General features: G+C 59.9%; 19 protein-coding genes. 8 read left to right on the top strand and 11 right to left on the bottom strand.

Translation table 11 applies throughout. From position 1 onward, the window contains the following. Positions 1-36: 36 nt before the first annotated feature. The 4 genes from FJW10_RS06720 to FJW10_RS06705 form a co-directional block, all read right to left on the bottom strand. Positions 37-885, bottom strand: coding sequence for a transporter substrate-binding domain-containing protein (locus FJW10_RS06720; protein ID WP_140836539.1), 849 nt, complete (start codon positions 883-885; stop codon positions 37-39). 53 nt (positions 886-938) lie between these two features. Beyond that, positions 939-1,688, bottom strand: coding sequence for an ABC transporter permease subunit (locus FJW10_RS06715; protein WP_140899308.1), 750 nt, complete (start codon positions 1,686-1,688; stop codon positions 939-941). Between the two features lie 12 nt (positions 1,689-1,700). Then, positions 1,701-2,360 carry an ABC transporter permease subunit gene (locus FJW10_RS06710; protein ID WP_140899307.1) on the bottom strand — a complete coding sequence of 220 codons (660 nt, stop codon included), beginning with the start codon at positions 2,358-2,360 and terminating at the stop codon, positions 1,701-1,703. Between the two features lie 391 nt (positions 2,361-2,751). After that, on the bottom strand, positions 2,752-2,973 hold the full coding sequence (locus FJW10_RS06705; protein WP_140836522.1) for a helix-turn-helix transcriptional regulator: 222 nt from the start codon (positions 2,971-2,973) through the stop codon (positions 2,752-2,754). 174 nt (positions 2,974-3,147) lie between these two features. Here FJW10_RS06705 and FJW10_RS06700 point away from each other — a divergent pair, with 174 nt between their 5' ends. Beyond that, positions 3,148-4,059 carry a LysR family transcriptional regulator gene (locus FJW10_RS06700; RefSeq protein WP_140899305.1) on the top strand — a complete coding sequence of 304 codons (912 nt, stop codon included), beginning with the start codon at positions 3,148-3,150 and terminating at the stop codon, positions 4,057-4,059. A gap of 775 nt (positions 4,060-4,834) precedes the next feature. Here the strand turns inward: FJW10_RS06700 and FJW10_RS06695 are convergent. The 3 genes from FJW10_RS06695 to FJW10_RS06685 form a co-directional block, all read right to left on the bottom strand. Then, positions 4,835-5,449: a methyltransferase domain-containing protein gene (locus FJW10_RS06695; protein ID WP_140899303.1), complete on the bottom strand. Its 615-nt coding sequence runs from the start codon at positions 5,447-5,449 to the stop codon at positions 4,835-4,837. A 114-nt stretch (positions 5,450-5,563) separates the two neighbouring features. Further along, positions 5,564-5,884, bottom strand: coding sequence for a YMGG-like glycine zipper-containing protein (locus FJW10_RS06690; RefSeq protein WP_140899345.1), 321 nt, complete (start codon positions 5,882-5,884; stop codon positions 5,564-5,566). 165 nt (positions 5,885-6,049) lie between these two features. After that, positions 6,050-6,310 (bottom strand): type II toxin-antitoxin system HicB family antitoxin, encoded by a 261-nt coding sequence (locus tag FJW10_RS06685; protein ID WP_140836501.1) that lies wholly within the window; start codon positions 6,308-6,310, stop codon positions 6,050-6,052. Positions 6,311-6,375: 65 nt separating this feature from the next. Here FJW10_RS06685 and FJW10_RS06680 point away from each other — a divergent pair, with 65 nt between their 5' ends. Together FJW10_RS06680 and FJW10_RS06675 are read left to right on the top strand one after the other, a co-directional pair. Continuing rightward, positions 6,376-7,950, top strand: a complete 1,575-nt coding sequence (locus FJW10_RS06680) for a recombinase family protein (protein ID WP_140899301.1) — start codon at positions 6,376-6,378, stop codon at positions 7,948-7,950. Then, positions 7,938-8,783 carry a plasmid partitioning protein RepB C-terminal domain-containing protein gene (locus tag FJW10_RS06675; protein ID WP_140899299.1) on the top strand — a complete coding sequence of 282 codons (846 nt, stop codon included), beginning with the start codon at positions 7,938-7,940 and terminating at the stop codon, positions 8,781-8,783. The genes FJW10_RS06680 and FJW10_RS06675 overlap by 13 nt, the downstream gene beginning before the upstream one ends. A 9-nt stretch (positions 8,784-8,792) precedes the next feature. Here FJW10_RS06675 and FJW10_RS06670 read toward each other — a convergent pair whose 3' ends face one another. Further along, complete coding sequence (locus tag FJW10_RS06670) at positions 8,793-9,110, bottom strand: hypothetical protein (RefSeq protein WP_140899297.1); 318 nt, start codon at positions 9,108-9,110, stop codon at positions 8,793-8,795. A 101-nt stretch (positions 9,111-9,211) separates the two neighbouring features. On the opposite strand from FJW10_RS06670, the gene FJW10_RS06665 reads away from it, so the two are divergent. The 4 genes from FJW10_RS06665 to FJW10_RS06650 all read left to right on the top strand — a co-directional run bounded on the left by FJW10_RS06665 (position 9,212) and on the right by FJW10_RS06650 (position 12,415). Beyond that, positions 9,212-9,679, top strand: a complete 468-nt coding sequence (locus FJW10_RS06665) for a hypothetical protein (RefSeq protein ID WP_140899296.1) — start codon at positions 9,212-9,214, stop codon at positions 9,677-9,679. A 135-nt stretch (positions 9,680-9,814) separates the two neighbouring features. Next, a complete protein-coding gene (locus FJW10_RS06660) occupies positions 9,815-10,078 on the top strand; it encodes a hypothetical protein (RefSeq protein WP_140899294.1) in 264 nt (87 codons plus the stop codon). Further along, a complete protein-coding gene (locus tag FJW10_RS06655; RefSeq protein WP_246674134.1) occupies positions 10,056-10,781 on the top strand; it encodes an SOS response-associated peptidase in 726 nt (241 codons plus the stop codon). The genes FJW10_RS06660 and FJW10_RS06655 overlap by 23 nt, the downstream gene beginning before the upstream one ends. A 608-nt stretch (positions 10,782-11,389) precedes the next feature. Then, positions 11,390-12,415: a hydroxyacid dehydrogenase gene (locus FJW10_RS06650; protein ID WP_140899292.1), complete on the top strand. Its 1,026-nt coding sequence runs from the start codon at positions 11,390-11,392 to the stop codon at positions 12,413-12,415. 61 nt (positions 12,416-12,476) lie between these two features. Here the strand turns inward: FJW10_RS06650 and FJW10_RS06645 are convergent, their stop codons facing one another. Genes FJW10_RS06645 through FJW10_RS06635 form a run of 3 tightly spaced genes read right to left on the bottom strand, consistent with a single transcriptional unit; the run spans position 12,477 to position 14,563 of the window. After that, complete coding sequence (locus tag FJW10_RS06645; protein WP_140899291.1) at positions 12,477-13,328, bottom strand: hypothetical protein; 852 nt, start codon at positions 13,326-13,328, stop codon at positions 12,477-12,479. A gap of 12 nt (positions 13,329-13,340) precedes the next feature. Next, positions 13,341-14,243, bottom strand: coding sequence for an ImmA/IrrE family metallo-endopeptidase (locus FJW10_RS06640; RefSeq protein ID WP_140899289.1), 903 nt, complete (start codon positions 14,241-14,243; stop codon positions 13,341-13,343). Then, positions 14,240-14,563, bottom strand: a complete 324-nt coding sequence (locus FJW10_RS06635; protein ID WP_140899287.1) for a helix-turn-helix transcriptional regulator — start codon at positions 14,561-14,563, stop codon at positions 14,240-14,242. The genes FJW10_RS06640 and FJW10_RS06635 overlap by 4 nt, the downstream gene beginning before the upstream one ends. A gap of 138 nt (positions 14,564-14,701) precedes the next feature. Between FJW10_RS06635 and FJW10_RS06630 the strand changes: the two genes are divergently transcribed. After that, positions 14,702-14,941 carry a DUF2188 domain-containing protein gene (locus FJW10_RS06630; protein WP_140899285.1) on the top strand — a complete coding sequence of 80 codons (240 nt, stop codon included), beginning with the start codon at positions 14,702-14,704 and terminating at the stop codon, positions 14,939-14,941. Positions 14,942-14,955: the final 14 nt, after the last annotated feature.

The following is a 14,955-nucleotide window of genomic DNA, read 5'->3' as shown; positions in this document are numbered from 1 at the left end:
GGGCGGCGCTGCGTCGGGTGCGGGCTCGGCGCTGGCTTAGTTCGAGACCGCAGGCGAGATGTCGGTCTTGAACCATTTCAGGCTGAGCGCCTTGATCGTCCCGTCCTTGATGGCGGCCTCTATCGCCGCGTTGAACTTGGTCAGGAGCTCGGTATCGTCCTTGCGCATACCGGCGCCGACGCCCGGCCCCCAGAGCCCGCCCTTCAGTTCAGGGCCGAAGAACACGGCTCCCGATCCCGACGGCGTCTCCAGGAAATCCCGCCACGTGAAATAGTCGGCAAGGCCGCCGTCGACGCGGCCGGCGGCAAGGTCGAGCTTCATGTTGTCCAGGCTGTCATAGCTGCGGATCGTCACGACATCGCCCATGAGCTGCTTCACCACCGCTTCGGAATTCGACGAGCGCAGCACCGCGATCGCCTTGCCACCGAGGGTCGAGCGCAGGCGTTCGATGGCAGCATTCTCCTTGTCCCCGATTGTCGACAGATTGACCTTCTGACCGGTATCGCCCGGGTCGAGACCGAGCTCCTTGCGCACCACGAACTGGTTGAAGCCGCTGGCGTAGGGGACAGAGAAGGCGATCGACTGCTTGCGCTTCTCGGTGATCGCCATGCCCGACATGATGACGTCGAACTTGCCCACCAGCAGCGCCGGAATGATCCCGTCCCAGTCCTGCGGGACGAAGGTGCATTTGATCGCGATGCGGCGGCAAAGCTCACGGCCGACGTCGATGTCATAGCCATAAAGCTCGCCCTTGTCGTCCGTGCCGTCCCAGGGCGGCGAGGCGCCTTCGGAGGCGATGGTTACGACGCGTTCGCCTTCGGCGCCGGCCGGGAAGGCCGGCGTCAGCGCCGCGATAGCGACAGCAATAGCCAGGGGTATGCGCATGATGCACCTCTTGTTTGGTCTGGGTTGGAAGGAGCTTCTGGAGCGGCGCGCCGTCAGGGCATCGGCGTCGTGATGCCTTGGCCTGGCAGCGGCGGGCGCCATCGTGGTCTCGACCGCTGTGCTGGCGGGCGATCGGTCGAAAGCCTGCGTTCGAGGAATTGCGTGGCTTTGACGGCAATCGACGTCAACAGCAGGTAGATCGCTCCAGCAACGGTGAAGATCTCGTAGGGCGCGAAGGTCGTCGAAACCATCTGCCTGGCCATGCCGGTGACTTCGAGCAGCGTCACAGTGCTCGCCAACGACGAGCCCTTGATCATGCCCACCACCTCGTTGCCATAGGCCGGGAGCGAGATCCGGAAAGCGATTGGGAAGGTGACCAGGCGGGCGGTCTGGAAGCGCTTCAGGCCGAGCGAGGCAGCCGCCTCGATGACGCCCCTAGGCACCGACTGGAGACCGCGGCACAGGATCTCAGTGGTGTGCGCGGCGCTGTTCAGCGAGAAGGCAAGCAGTGCGCACCAGAAGGGATCGCGCAGCACCACCCAGAAGACGCTTGCCCGCACCGCCTCGATCTGGCCGAGGCCGTAGTAGATCAGGAAGAGCTGCACCAGCATCGGCGTGCCGCGAACGACATAGGTATAGGCGAGCGCCGCGCCCGAGAAGCCGGGATGCGCGAAAGCGCGCACGAAGGCAAGCGGCACCGAGAGGAGAAATCCGGCGGTCAGCGACAGCACGGTCAGGGTCAGGGTCAGAGCAATGCCGGAAGGCAGGACAGCAACCGCGTCGAGCATCAGACCAAAGTTCATGGGCGCTCGCTCCTAATGGCCAAGAGCGGGATAGCGCCGCTCCGCGAAGCGGATCGATAGAAGGGTGAGGGTGGTCAGCGACAGGTAGATGGCTGATGCCGCGAGATAGAAGGTCAATGGGGCGCGCAGCGACCCGGCCCCGACATAGGCGACGCGCATGATGTCGGTCAGGCCGACGATCGAGACCAGCGCGGTGTCCTTGAACAGCGAGATCCAGAGGTTGCCATAGGCCGGCAGCGCCAGCCGCAGCATCTGCGGTCCGATGACGAGGAGCCAGCGCTGCCAGGCGCCCAGGCCAAGCGCCTTGGCCGCTTCGGTCTGACCGGTGGGCACCGCGGCGATCGCACCGCGGAATACTTCGGTCGCATAGCCGCTGAAAACCACCGAAAGCGCGATGACGCCGGCATTGAAGGCGTTCACCTCGACATAGCGCCCGGCCAGCCTACTGGCGAGCGTGGTCCCGCCGAAATAGATGAGCAGGATGATGAGAAGCTCAGGCACGCCGCGCACAACCGTGGTGTAGGCAGTCACGATGCGGGCGAGCGGCGGGCGTGCCGAGCCTTTCGAGATCGCCAGAAGCAATCCGGCGGCTGTCCCCAAGCAGCCGCTGATCAGCCCAAGGCTGACGGTTACGGTGAGGGCGGCAGCAAATTGACCAGTAAAACCACCCATTGAGCGTTTTCCTTGAAGCACAATACGCTGAGAAGAGCCGGCCGCGTGAAGATCATAACCGGCGGGCACACCTTCGGTTGCGCCTTGTATTGCGAATAACTCTGAGTTAACTGGCGGACTTGTATTAGGATAAGATCTAAATTATTGGCATTCAATCTATAATTTTCATAATTTTTGCTATAAGAAATCCTTATAACGCGAGATTTAATCTAGAGGTAAATCGTCGTTTGGCGACGGCCGCATCGCTCGACTGGCATTGCGCCACAAAGAAGGCAGCCGGCGCTTTGCAAGCCTGACGAGCCAAGCCCATCCGCCAGCCCGGCCCGAGCGCTGGCTCCGGCTATTTGGGGATGGAGGCGATCGAGGGGCGGACTCCTGATCTTGGAGCCGGCTATTTGTCTGCTGAACTCACGCGGAAGAGGACAACGGGATCGCACTCCAGCGCCTTGGCGATCCTCTCGGCCACGTTCAGGCTGGGATTTTTCTGGCCGCGTTCGATCCCGCCCATGTAGCTGTAGGCAAGGCCCGCCTCGGTCGCGAGCGATTCCAGGGTCATTCCGCGCTTCAGGCGGACCGTGCGAACGTTCGCTCCAAAAATCTCCGCCAGGCGCATGCGCGCATAGCGATAAGCAAACCTTCAGCTTTACCAGTCACTATAGTGACCATATTATAGTGTGTCCCGAGATCGCCCGTGATCTCGGGGGCGGACCCTGCAGATTTTGCCCCCGGCGTCTGCCAGCAGCGACCGCAAAGGGCATCGGCCCGTCCGTTGGAAGGAGCGCAGGCAATGGAACTGCTGCCAGGCGGCTTCAAGTTCCGTCAGTTGCAGGTCTTTCGCGCCGTTCTTCGAACCGGCTCGACAAGGCGGGCGGCGGCCGAGCTCGGCATCAGCCAGCCGGCCGTCAGCCAGCATGTCAAGCAGCTCGAGGCGACCGTCGGCCTCACGCTCTTCAAGCGGTCCGCCAACCGCATCGTGCCGCTGCTCGAGGCCTGGGAGTTGCTGCGGAACGTCGAAATGGCGCTGACGTCGCTCGGGCGGCTGGAAGCATCCATCTTCGCGATGAAGAATGAAGAAAAACAGCGGATCGCGATCGCCGCCCCGTCTGTGTTCGGTTTCGTCACCCTGCCGAAGGTGGTTGGCGTCATCCATGCCAGGACCGCCTCGAATGTGCGCTCCATCTCGGGCAGCTACGACCAGATCGGCGAGCACATCCTGGCCGGCCGCGCCGATCTCGGCATCTCGAGACTGCCGCTCGACCCGCGCCTGTTCGAATGGGCGCCGCTCGGATCGGCGCGCAACGTCTGCATCTTTCCTCCCGGCCACCGGTTTTCGCGCCAGGCCCGCGTCGATGCCCAGGATCTCGCCGGCGAGACGATCGTCGACATCGATCCGCAATTCGCTGCCCACCAGATGAATTTCAACGCCCTGCGCTTTGCCGGCGCGGAGCCCGACATTCTGGTCGAGTTCGATTGCAACGGTCACGAGGCCGGATATGTTTCAGCAGGGCTCGGCATTGCGATAACCAACGAGATTATCGCGCGCGAGTACGTAGCGTTCCGACTCGAAGCACGGCCAGTGGAACCCTCGGCGCTTTATCACTACGTCGCGGTGTGGCAGAAGGGGCGCACCTTCTCCAATGCATTGAACGTCGCGCTCGAGGCAATCATCGCCGCATTTTCAAAATCTGAAAGCGATTGAAGGGATCGGTGCTACAGATGGCTACCTTCTTCTTAGCCTGCTTCCGTTTGATGAAGAACTTCAAACGGAAGCCGCCTATTGTGCTCGCAGGTGCGGGATCACCACCGAAGAAGCCTTGCGGATCATCAAAGAGGCGAGCGTCCAGAAGCAGCCTTTTCGTCCCGAATTGGAACAATTCAATCGCTCAACGGTTGTAGGCTAGCGGTCGATTCCGAGTGGCAGGATGCAGCCGTCTATTCTTCAGAAGCCCGTCGCTTCATGCTCATTAGCTGCGACGGGCTTTTCGATTCCCGCGCCCTGCGAGGCCGCCTCTTAAACTGACTTAGCGCTGTGACCCCCTTATCGCCACCTGCAGATCGTCTAGTGTGAACTCCATTGTGTATCTATACCGCGACCCGTCGGTATATAGGCCCTCGGCGTCGATCGACACGATGACCGCTCCGGGTGTTCCTTGTCGGACGTCTCCATCGGTCAACGGACGATGAAATATCGTTCGAGACGAACCCTCGCGCTTAGCTGGTCCTACCGATATACGCATCTATTTGTCCGCCCTGGCTGTCCAACAGGTCAGTGCAATTGCGGTGCCAACAAACGCGTCCCATTAACGGTCAGGTGACAGTCTTTGTGCAGCCAGGGGCGGTGTGTTCATTCTGTTCGCGGCCCGTTCGAAACAAGCGATCTCTAATGGACGGTCGTTCACGGCCGAAAGAGGTAGCATCTCGATTATTGCCGGCCGTTTAATTAGCCATACCATCAACATGAATGACCCGCCGGTTTAGGCGGCTTTTTTGGCAAACGCCCAAACCATCAAGGGATATTCCTCGTCGTTGCTCAGGTCCCGCCACACGCCATACGCGCGGACTGGCCCTCCAATGTGCGCCCTGGCGCAGGCCTTGTTGCCCCAGCCGAAGGCCTGCACGTCGTCTTCGCCAAAGCCTCCTTCGACCATCAGCTGCTTGAGCCCCGAGGGCGTCCAGCGGTTGTAGTCGTGCGGGCGGGCGTGTACGCGGAACAGGAAGGGCGTCGCCACCATCGCCCAGCCGCCGGGCTTCACCATGGCGTGGATGTTGGCGGCGGCCATTTGCGGGCGCTGCACATGCTCCAGCACCTGGTCGGCGATGACGATCGAATATTGGTCGTCGGTGCGGTCCTTGCAGATGTCGAAGTCGGGGAAGTCGACTGAGCGGTAGTCCGGGCATAGGGCTCGCCAATAGCGGTTCCAGCCCGGCGAGATCTCGACAACGTCGCGCGACTTGCGGTTGGCCGCTTCGAGGAAAACTGTGAAAGCTTCGATCTGGCGGATGCGCAGCCAGTTGCGGCTATCATAGCGAACCAGCCGCTTCACCGCGTGTTTGCCACGATTTTTCAGGGCGCCGGCAAGGTTTGTCATTCTCGACCTCCTCCTGCCCGCCGCAAACCTTCTTATTCTGCAAACCGTACAAAAGAATGACGGCGCAAAGGAGCCGGCGTTGTCGGCGCCGGCCTCCCGCGGATCAGACTTCGATCAATAGTTGCTGTTGTAATACCGGTCGTCGCAGGGCGCAGTGTAGATGCGGCCGTAGCGGTCCTGGTAGCGGCAGAGCTGACCGCCGCGCGGCTCCTGCGGGGTGGTGGCCGAGCCAACGACGGCGCCGAGCAGCGCGCCGCTCGCTGCGCCAATTACGGTGCTCTTGGTGTTGCCGCCGATCGCCTGGCCGACCAGTGCGCCGCCGGCGCCGCCGAGCAACGCACCGGTGGTGGCCCGCTGCTGGCCCTCGGTCTGCGTCTCGCAGCCGGCAAGGGCTGCGGCCATGAGCACCGCCAGAATAGCCTTCTTGATGATCATCACTAGAACTCCTCTGAAGCCCCAGGAAATGGCAACAGGTTGAAAACAGGGGCGATTTCGCCCACCTGCGGTCGCATTGCGGCGGAACGGCGGCGGAGCTCGCTCACGAAGTGAATCACGGTTTCCCGGCAGTTGATCGCCATGGTTGCCAAAGGGGAAAGATGTTCAGAAGGCGCCAAGCGGAACCATGATCGGAGTGAGCGCCCGACGGTCGGCTTCTGCCATGACCTTCGTAAGGGAAGTGGGATCTGGAACCGCCTCGCCGTCCTCGATCAGACCTTCAACGTGAAAGGCCAAAGCCTGTTCGGCCAACTCGCGTGCCTCTTCGAGAGTTGCCCCGGCCGTAATAGCGCCCGGGAGGTCGGGAAAGGACACTCCGTAGTCGCTGGCGTCATCTTTGTGGATCAGCCCGACGTACTGGCGCATTCCGTTCCTCTTGCCGCACGGTCATCGACCGCTAGTTTAAAGCGCCAATACGACGGCGCAAGACGATGGACAAAGCTACATCGACCCGCACCACTCCTGAAGGGAGGCGGAGGGTTCGCGCTGCGCAGTATGTGCGCATGTCGAAAGAGCAGCAGATCTACTCGATCGAAAATCAGAAAGATGCCATCCGCAACTATGCCGATATCATGGGCTACGAGATCGTCGCCACTTACGAGGACGCCGGTCGCAGCGGCCTCATGTTGGAAGGGCGCCCCGGCCTGCAAAGTTTGCTTGCCGACGTGGAGAGCGGGCGCGCCGATTTCGAAACCATCGTTGTCTATGATGTTAGCCGCTGGGGCCGCTTTCAGAACGTCGATGAAAGCGCGTCCTACGAGTACCGGTGCCATCTGGCCGGCGTGCGGATCGAATTCTGCGCCGAGCAGTTCTTGAACGATGGCAGTATCGGCTCGGACGTGCTCAAGGCTATCAAACGCAGCATGGCGGCCGAGCACAGCCGCATGCTCTCGCAAAAAACGTTCATAGGGCAGGCAAGGCTGATCCGGTTGGGATTCCGCCAGGGTGGTAAGCCAGGTCTCGGCTTGAGGCGCCAGATTATCGACCATTGGGGACGCCCCAAACTTATCCTCTCTGAGCACGAGCAAAAGAGCGTGCACACCGACAGAACGATCCTGGTACCCGGGCCGGCGAAAGAGATTGCAACGGTTCGGTGGATCTTCCGTCAATTCGTCAAAACGCACATGACAGAACTCGATATGGCAAGGCTCCTGAACAAGCGCGGCATGCTGACGGACCTTGAGCGACCATGGAAGCGGGAAACCGTGCGCGGCGTCCTGACCAATGAAAAATACGTCGGCACCAATGTCTGGAACAGGCGCTCCCGCAAGCTGAAAGCAAAGGCAGTAAGCAATCCTCCTGAACAGTGGGTGCGCGCGGAAGGCGCATTCGCGCCGATTGTAGACCGCAAGCTGTTCGATCGGGCTCAAGCCATCCACAGAAAGCTCTATTCGCATCTGCGCGTGAGCAATGACGAGATTCTGGCTGCACTGAAGAAGGTCCTGGTGCGTCACGGCGCCCTGTCCAGCTCGATCATCGAGGCTGCGCCTGATTGTCCTAAGGCCAGCTTGTATCATCATCGTTTCGGGAGCCTTCTGAAGGCCTACGAATTGATTGGGTATCAGCCACCCAAGAACTGGCAGTTTATCACATCGCGAGAGCGACTGGCGTCGCTGCGCACACAGGCGATCGGGGACCTACTGGCCGCGATCGGATGCGTTGGCGGCAAGGCGACCTACGAAAGAGAGGCCGACCTCTTACGGATCAACGACGAGTTCACGGTTGCGGTCGAAATCGCACGCTGCCGCGCTTCCGACCACGGCTACCCTTTCTGGTCCATGGACACCCAACGCCAGTCGGTGGCCGACATTTTCACCCTGATCAGGATGCGCCCGGGTGACCTGGTCATTCGGGACTACCTCATTGCCCCCGCTTCTGAAATCGTCGGCAAATCGCAATTGGCCGCGAACAATGGAGCGCGGCTGGACACCTACCTCTTTTCCACGCTCGACCCCCTCGTCAAGCTGTCAGCGCGAGCCAGTGCCGAGACCCTATGGTACAGTTGAAGCGCCGTTTGACTCGGGAAGCTGCCTACAAGGCTTTGCACGGCAGCGCCCAGAGACACGCCCGCGAAATTGCTGCCGATCAACCTGGGTCGAAGGAGAAGCTGTTCGCGCCCAAGCTGTTGCCGGCCTACAAGGCGGCGTGCGGCCGCAAGCGCGATTTCATACGAGAAACCGAGGAAGCGGAACGCTGCCTGGTCCGTCTGGCCGAAGCGCTTCACGTGATAATGAATGACAAAGAGTTTCTCTCGTTGCTCATGTCAGAGGGGTTTGCCACCATCCCAAACTGCCTGGTGCAGAGGTTACACGACGACGCTCCGTTAGAGACGGCAACAGCAAAGCATGCCGGCATGTTGCCTGCAGGCAGCAGCGCGGGCGGGCAACCTGTCAGCGGGATTTGCCCGGACGTCCTCGCTTTCCTCCAGGACTGCTTTGTGAAAGTGAAGATCTTCGGTTTGCTGCGGCATGTGCTCCCGGCCAGGCAAATGGAAATTGCCCGACTGATGGTCGGTATGGAGCGGGTCACATTCACATACACGAAGATCCTTGTCGCCTTTACCCCGCGCCCTCTGCTGGCCGAGGGTTTCGATCCAACGACGATAGCCAACGTGTCTGAAGATCAACTCGGCGCGATGACGCCAGAACTTGGCAGGCTAAGCAGTGAGTTTTTGAGCGCTGTGGAGCGACGTGGCTCCGTGAGCCTGAAACTGCTGGCGGCCGGTCGCTATTTGGACCGGCTGATGGATAATTCCAAGGTGGTGCGCTACCTAGCACACAACTTCCCAGACCAATTCGAAGAGTTTCATAGCTTGTCGACACCGACCCCAATTAGGTAGGCTCGATGCTCACTCATCGCGCCAGATTACCCGCTTCTCCCATCGGATCTGGACCAGGCGCCGATATCGGATCGTATGCGCCTGCTCTCCGGTTGGATGGAATAGCTCCGCGTCCATCCATTCCCGGCTTCCGCACTGCTGGCAACGCACCTTTTCGCGCACCTCGTCGATCGTGACATTGCCGATGACCTCGCGCAGCTCGAGCGGCTTATAGAAGCGCTTAAGGTTGCACTTGCCGCAGCGAATACCGCACGCCTGCCCCGCGTCATGGGCATGCGTCAGCGTCCAAGCTTGCCCTCGCGGCCACTTCTCAGGTTGTTCCGGCATATGCTGAAATGAGGAACATAGTCCTACGCCGTCAAGGGCTCTCTTGACTCTTTGTTCTTATTTCGTTCACTGTGGGTCGGACAGCCACATAGGAGGCAGTCATGGACATTTTGATGGATGCCAGGGGTGCCACCCCTGAAGAGAAACGGCGCGGTATCGCCGCTGGAACGGCAGTGCTCGACCGCGCCGGCATGACTGCGGAAGATGCCGCCAGCGGCTCGTTCGCCGTCGAGCGTTGGGACGACATGGGCTTCCCGCCGGACCAAGAGCCATCGGAAGACGAGTATGCCGCGGCCGAGGTTTGGTGGGCGGCAAGTAATGCCGCGATCGAGGCGTGCTGTGAGGGCTGGCCGGACGAGAAACGCGGCCAGGTTTGCGGCCTGCAGCTGCTTCACGATCCCGAGACGGAACTAGCTGACCGCGCAACCGCGCTGGCGCGAATGCGCGAGATCACCCAGGCGGAGGATGGCCAGCGGGAGTTCAGGGACAATCGGATATTTTTTTGGCGCTCGCCGCCACTGCGGAGGTTCCAGATGGTTCGAAAGCGCAGCAACTCGTCAGCGCCGTAACGGTTGCCTATTCCTCGCTATCACTCGCACGCTTCCACCCAGAAGAGCCTATCGAGCCGAAGCGCCAGGCGGTGCTCGACGCGATAGATGCGCTTGAAGTGGGATCTGCGCCCCTCAATTGAGAAAGGCCGTTGAATGTCAACGTACGTCCTTCCTGAGCAGAAGAAGCCGAAGCTGATCGTTGTAGTCGCCTTTGACCGCGGCGAAGACGGAGAGCTGTTTCCCATGTACGGGCCGACTGATCAGCAAAGCGAAGAGCGGGCAATTCGGACTGCGCAAGCACTTGCGGGCAAGCATGTAGGCGTCATCGCATGGAGCCGGGATGCCGATCCGGCGCTCGGTGATTACGGTCCGCCAAACACTCTGTTCGTGAGCGGTGACGTACCCGACATGGAGTGAGCAAGCACCAATGTGCGGTCGCTACACCCGATATCTGCCGTGGTCTGAAATCCATCGGCTATACCGGCTGACGGCACCGGCCGATGTCGGGCGCAATGACGCGCCGCGCTACAACATCGCGCCGACAGATGAGGTTCCGTTCATCACGGCCGCCGATGATGGCAACCACAAGGTTCGCAACGGGCGATGGTGGCTGGTGCCGTTCTGGGCAAAGAAGATGCCCAAGGCAGCGATGTTCAACGCCCGCATCGAGACCGTCGACACGACATCGGCTTTCCGCGACGCCTTCAAATCGAAGCGCTGCCTCATCCCGGCAGATGGCTATTACGAATGGTCGATATCGCCCGCCGACGGCAAAAAAGATCCGTGGTTCATCTTTGAGCCCGACCACGCCCCATTTTCGTTCGCGGGCCTGTGGGCCTACAATTCCAATCTCGACGTCACGAGCTGCACCATCATCCCCGAGCCGTCCGGGACGCCGATCAACCAAGTCCACGACCGCCAGCCACTCATCCTCGACCCGGCCTACTATGGTGCCTGGCTTGACCCGAAAACACCGACAGGGGACCTGAAGGATATCCTCACCCACGACCTCGACGATCGGCTGCAGTTCTACCGCGTCGGCCGGGAAGTGAATGCGGCGGCAATCAACAAGCAGCCCAACGACCATGCCGGACTGATCGAGCCGATTAAGCTGTTATGATCGCCCAAAGACTTCGTTGCAGCGACTGGTTTGCGAGACTCCCATGGAGTCACTCTGCGCACCTATCTGCTCGATAATGCCCGACTTCGAGACAACCAATCGCACTTGACATTGCATGGCAATGTTGGCGCCTGGCGTCGTCGTCGTATTCACGAAGGCGGTGTTCCCGATCATATTGACCGTCGAAGTCGAAGTTCCGGGCAGCTGAAAATTGCGCTGCGTCTCAGCCCAGATATACATGCGTCTGCCGTCATTCATAGTGTAGGACGACGCTGGCGGACCATATGTTAGAAAAAAGCTGTCCGCCGATTTGCCCGCGAATTTTGTCGATAGAGCTGTATTTGCTTGCTGCGTGGTCGAGCAAGCGGCCAAAAGTACAGCCGTCGATACCCCAATGATTCTGCGCGATATCCCCTCCCAAGAAGGAGGCCATCATGGCGTTAAGTTTTCAACGAGTCGAGCGCGAGATTGAGCTGTTAACTAGTTCCTCGACACCGGGTCGTCGGAGGCTCAAGCCCGAAGGATCATATTAGCAAATTTGCAAGCTATGCCGCCGTGTGCCATTCTCCGCGGGGAGTGGGGACAATGTATCGGCGAACTGCGCCATCATGAGTGCTCAAGGCTTGCCCAGCGTTCTCGCATTTGAACGCTACGACCCGACTGACGCCTCGCTGAACTGGCTGCGCGAGCGTGGGGTTAACGTCATTTTCGGCAATGCGCTCTGGGAAATGCCATTCAAGCGCTTCACCGAGGATGAGCTGATTGCCAACGCACAGGGCTGTGTCGCGTTGATGGGGGCAAGCGGCACCCGCATCACCCGGCGCGTCATGCAGGCGCTTCCGGATCTGCGCTACATCTCCAAATATGGCATTGGCGTCGACAGCATCGACATCGATGCTGCCACCGAGCACGGTATTCTGGTTTCCAGCACGCCGAACGATTTCCAGATCTTCACGGTCAGTGAGCACGCGGTCGCCCTGATGCTTGCTGTTGCAAAACAACTTGGCACGTGGACGCCCGAATTCATGCGGCGTGGCGGGTGGCGCGGCCTGACACATGGCGCGACGCTGCGCGGCGCCACCGTCGGCATCCTCGGCCTCGGCCGCATCGGCCGTGGCGTGGCGCAACGGCTGTCGGGCTGGGAGGCCCGCATCCTTGCCTATGATCCCTTCCTGAAGGAAGCGCCTCCCGGCATCGAACTCGTCGACTTCCTCACACTGGTGGAGCAATCCGACTTCCTGACGCTGCACGCAACGCCAAGCCCGGATAACCATCACATCCTGAACGCCGCTGCTTTCGCGAAGATGAAACCGTCGGCCATCGTCGTCAACACCGGGCGCGGATCGCTGATCGACTACACGGCCCTGCGAGCAGCTCTGGCCAATGGCCAAATCGCGGGTGCCGCGCTTGACGTGTTCGACCAGGAGCCGCCGAAGATCGACGATCCGCTGTTTTCGCTACCCAACGTCTTGTGCACGCCGCATGTCGCGGCCTGGACGACTGAAGGAACTCAGGCCATCGGCTGGCATGCGGCCAAGAACCTGTGGGCCATGATGAGCGGCGAAGGACACGCCGATACGGTCAACCCGCAAGGCGATCAGCGAAGGAGTGCGGCCTTGCTCGGCGACGTGTGATTTCAGCGGCTGCGTGAATGCCCAACCCCTTCTGCCTCGATTGTGGGAACCCGCAAGGGCCCTAATGAATCTGACAGAGCCGATTGTCTCGATCGATATCAATCGGAAAATCCCAACTATTGAACAAAACCGTATCAGCAGATGTACCAAGACTGGGATCGCAATGCCCGTCGGGGCCGAGGCCTGTCAGAAAAAGGCAAATCGGAGCCATCAGAGGCTTGCTCAACTCGCTGAAAAGTATCTCGACTTTAATCTCGAGGAAGCGATCGCGGTTGGCGAAGCCGGCGTACAGTCTTGCTTTATTGGTTTCGTTCAGCATGATCGTCGACCCGTGCATGACGGATAACGCGTATAGGGTAACGAAAACCTCCGCCTCATTCAGTGTCGCGATATCAGTCTTCGAGACGATGTTGTTGCGGATCAGAACCTCCTTGAATTCGCCGAACAGTTGTCCGGATGTAAAAGCAGGTTTCCATATGAACCGGTTGCCAAGATAGTCGAGCGCTTTGATTTCTGGGCCAGTTGGCGTCTCTTGCCGATCAATCTTTTCAAGAGCGCTCCGCATTCTCTTTTTCGCCACTCCGCGCTGACACCCGCAGCCAGATCTTGTCTGTTCGTCGGACGCGAGCCGCAGGTTGGCCTCGGCCGCACGCGCGATATCAATCCAGGACGGCTCTAGGCCACGCATCTTGAGGCTCCAGACGTCGACACTCGTGAAAACATCCTTTCCCGCCTGAGTGACGAGACCTTTTTCGCGGGTGTCGCGATGAGCAACAAAATCGCCGATTTCGCGAAAAGCGGCGCGACCCCATGCTCTGTCCCTTTGGCCGAGGAATAGGCGATCCAGATCCCCGGTTCGAAAATCGCCAGCCATCAGCCGGCGAGCGCGGTGTCGCAAATCTTCATCGAGCACGACACATCCTCGTCACCATTCGCGCCGGCCGGGCTGCGGCATCATCTTGTCGAAGACGTCAGGCTCATCTTCAGCTTCAAACGAAGCGGACGGCCCAGCGTCATCGAGCAGAAGCAGCGAGATCGCGAAATCGTACTGCTCGGCGAACACCGTCATCTCCCGCACAGGTTCTCGGAACCAGACACCGGCCCCATGATCGATGGTCGCCCTGCCATCAATGAGCAGGTCCTGTTTGACGGGAAGCGATGTCGCCGGAATCTCGATCGGTCCTGCCGACGTGCGGAAGAACGCACCGGTTTTCAGCGCGGATGGGCTTGAACGGGCCCAAAGAATGAAACCATCGCGGGATACGACGAGGACCGCTCGCTTTTGCGTATAACTGAGCCAACGCAATGTCGCAGCGATGAGGGAAACACGATACCGATCTGCGCAATGGGCGATCATGTCGAGATCGACCTTGTCCCTTTCCGGTATCTGGCGACGGAAGTCATCGAGCGGCATCAGGAAGTTGGCGGCGAATACGTTGGCCTGATGTTCTACCTGTCCATATTCGGAATCCCAGCGAACCACATCCTGTTCACCGCAGCGGAAACCATTTGGGTACGCCGACCGGTGCAGCAGGAAGTGGCCGAACTCGTGGGCTAGTGTGAAATTGATCCGGCCCTTCGAACTGATCCGGTTGTTGTATATGATTCCCCAGCCCTTGCGGCCAGTTGGAGCTTTGAACAGAGCGCCATCGAAGCCCGGCAAGTTGTCACCCTGAACGCTGATGATCGGATCATCGGGAAATCGTTGCGCCGTGTATTCCCGTGCCACCGCCGGAATATCGATCGGAAAACGATCCGCCCCGAACACAGCATTCAGGAGATGGGTGATCTCGAAAGCCCAGCGCTCGGGTGACAGCGGCCGCGTCATTCGTCGTCGCCCAATAGGTCTGCCATGCGTCGAATCTTGTCTTTGGTGGCTGCGTCCATTTTTCTGTATTTGCGAAAAAAGGCGTTGTCTGTGGCGTCTTCGACGCCGACCTTCTCGGTCGCGTCGATAAGGTAGTCAGCCGTAACACCGAGAACCGCCGCGATCTTTGCAACTTTATCGGCCGAGGGGCGGGGCGGATTCTTGTTCTCCAGCTCCCAAATGTAGCTTTTGCTCGATTCGGCGAGTTCAGCGAGTTTGTCGAGGGTGTAGCCCTTCGCCTTTCGCAGATCCCGGATCTTGTCGCCTAGCGGCGTCGACATGTCATGCTCTCCATACTCCAAATCGCCTCTGTTCAGAGTAGCGATATATGTGGTCCTTGACAACGCGCATTTCACCTCCTATATTTAGTTCGGAGTAGCGGTACTTTTTATTTTACGACCCTGAGAGAGGATCAAGATATGGCGGATAAGCGAGGCCCAGACACCCATCATGTGGTGCCGAGCCGTGATGGCGGGTGGGATGTTAAGCGTGGCGGCGGTGAGCGCGCCTCGGGACATTTCGATAGGAAGCAGGACGCGATCGACTACGGCCGGCAGGTGAGCCGCAATCAGGAAACGGAGCTGCGCATCCATAACAAGGATGGCCGCATCGGCCAGAGCGACAGCCACGGGCACGATCCCAATCCGCCGAAGGGCTGACCGCCGTGCCGATC

The organism is Mesorhizobium sp. B4-1-1, assembly GCF_006439375.1.
GTDB lineage: Bacteria > Pseudomonadota > Alphaproteobacteria > Rhizobiales > Rhizobiaceae > Mesorhizobium.
This window is presented reverse-complemented; position numbering and strand designations above follow the sequence as displayed.

What these genes read in the sequence shown, in the direction of transcription:
- FJW10_RS06720 (WP_140836539.1), bottom strand. Translation starts at nt 885, where the DNA reads ATGCGCATACCCCTGGCTATTGCTGTCGCTATCGCGGCGCTGACGCCG.
- FJW10_RS06715 (WP_140899308.1), bottom strand. Translation starts at nt 1,688, where the DNA reads ATGAACTTTGGTCTGATGCTCGACGCGGTTGCTGTCCTGCCTTCCGGC.
- FJW10_RS06710 (WP_140899307.1), bottom strand. Translation starts at nt 2,360, where the DNA reads ATGGGTGGTTTTACTGGTCAATTTGCTGCCGCCCTCACCGTAACCGTC.
- FJW10_RS06705 (WP_140836522.1), bottom strand. Translation starts at nt 2,973, where the DNA reads ATGCGCCTGGCGGAGATTTTTGGAGCGAACGTTCGCACGGTCCGCCTG.
- FJW10_RS06700 (WP_140899305.1), top strand. Translation starts at nt 3,148, where the DNA reads ATGGAACTGCTGCCAGGCGGCTTCAAGTTCCGTCAGTTGCAGGTCTTT.
- FJW10_RS06695 (WP_140899303.1), bottom strand. Translation starts at nt 5,449, where the DNA reads ATGACAAACCTTGCCGGCGCCCTGAAAAATCGTGGCAAACACGCGGTG.
- FJW10_RS06690 (WP_140899345.1), bottom strand. Translation starts at nt 5,884, where the DNA reads ATGATCATCAAGAAGGCTATTCTGGCGGTGCTCATGGCCGCAGCCCTT.
- FJW10_RS06685 (WP_140836501.1), bottom strand. Translation starts at nt 6,310, where the DNA reads ATGCGCCAGTACGTCGGGCTGATCCACAAAGATGACGCCAGCGACTAC.
- FJW10_RS06680 (WP_140899301.1), top strand. Translation starts at nt 6,376, where the DNA reads ATGGACAAAGCTACATCGACCCGCACCACTCCTGAAGGGAGGCGGAGG.
- FJW10_RS06675 (WP_140899299.1), top strand. Translation starts at nt 7,938, where the DNA reads ATGGTACAGTTGAAGCGCCGTTTGACTCGGGAAGCTGCCTACAAGGCT.
- FJW10_RS06670 (WP_140899297.1), bottom strand. Translation starts at nt 9,110, where the DNA reads ATGCCGGAACAACCTGAGAAGTGGCCGCGAGGGCAAGCTTGGACGCTG.
- FJW10_RS06665 (WP_140899296.1), top strand. Translation starts at nt 9,212, where the DNA reads ATGGACATTTTGATGGATGCCAGGGGTGCCACCCCTGAAGAGAAACGG.
- FJW10_RS06660 (WP_140899294.1), top strand. Translation starts at nt 9,815, where the DNA reads ATGTCAACGTACGTCCTTCCTGAGCAGAAGAAGCCGAAGCTGATCGTT.
- FJW10_RS06650 (WP_140899292.1), top strand. Translation starts at nt 11,390, where the DNA reads ATGAGTGCTCAAGGCTTGCCCAGCGTTCTCGCATTTGAACGCTACGAC.
- FJW10_RS06640 (WP_140899289.1), bottom strand. Translation starts at nt 14,243, where the DNA reads ATGACGCGGCCGCTGTCACCCGAGCGCTGGGCTTTCGAGATCACCCAT.
- FJW10_RS06635 (WP_140899287.1), bottom strand. Translation starts at nt 14,563, where the DNA reads ATGTCGACGCCGCTAGGCGACAAGATCCGGGATCTGCGAAAGGCGAAG.
- FJW10_RS06630 (WP_140899285.1), top strand. Translation starts at nt 14,702, where the DNA reads ATGGCGGATAAGCGAGGCCCAGACACCCATCATGTGGTGCCGAGCCGT.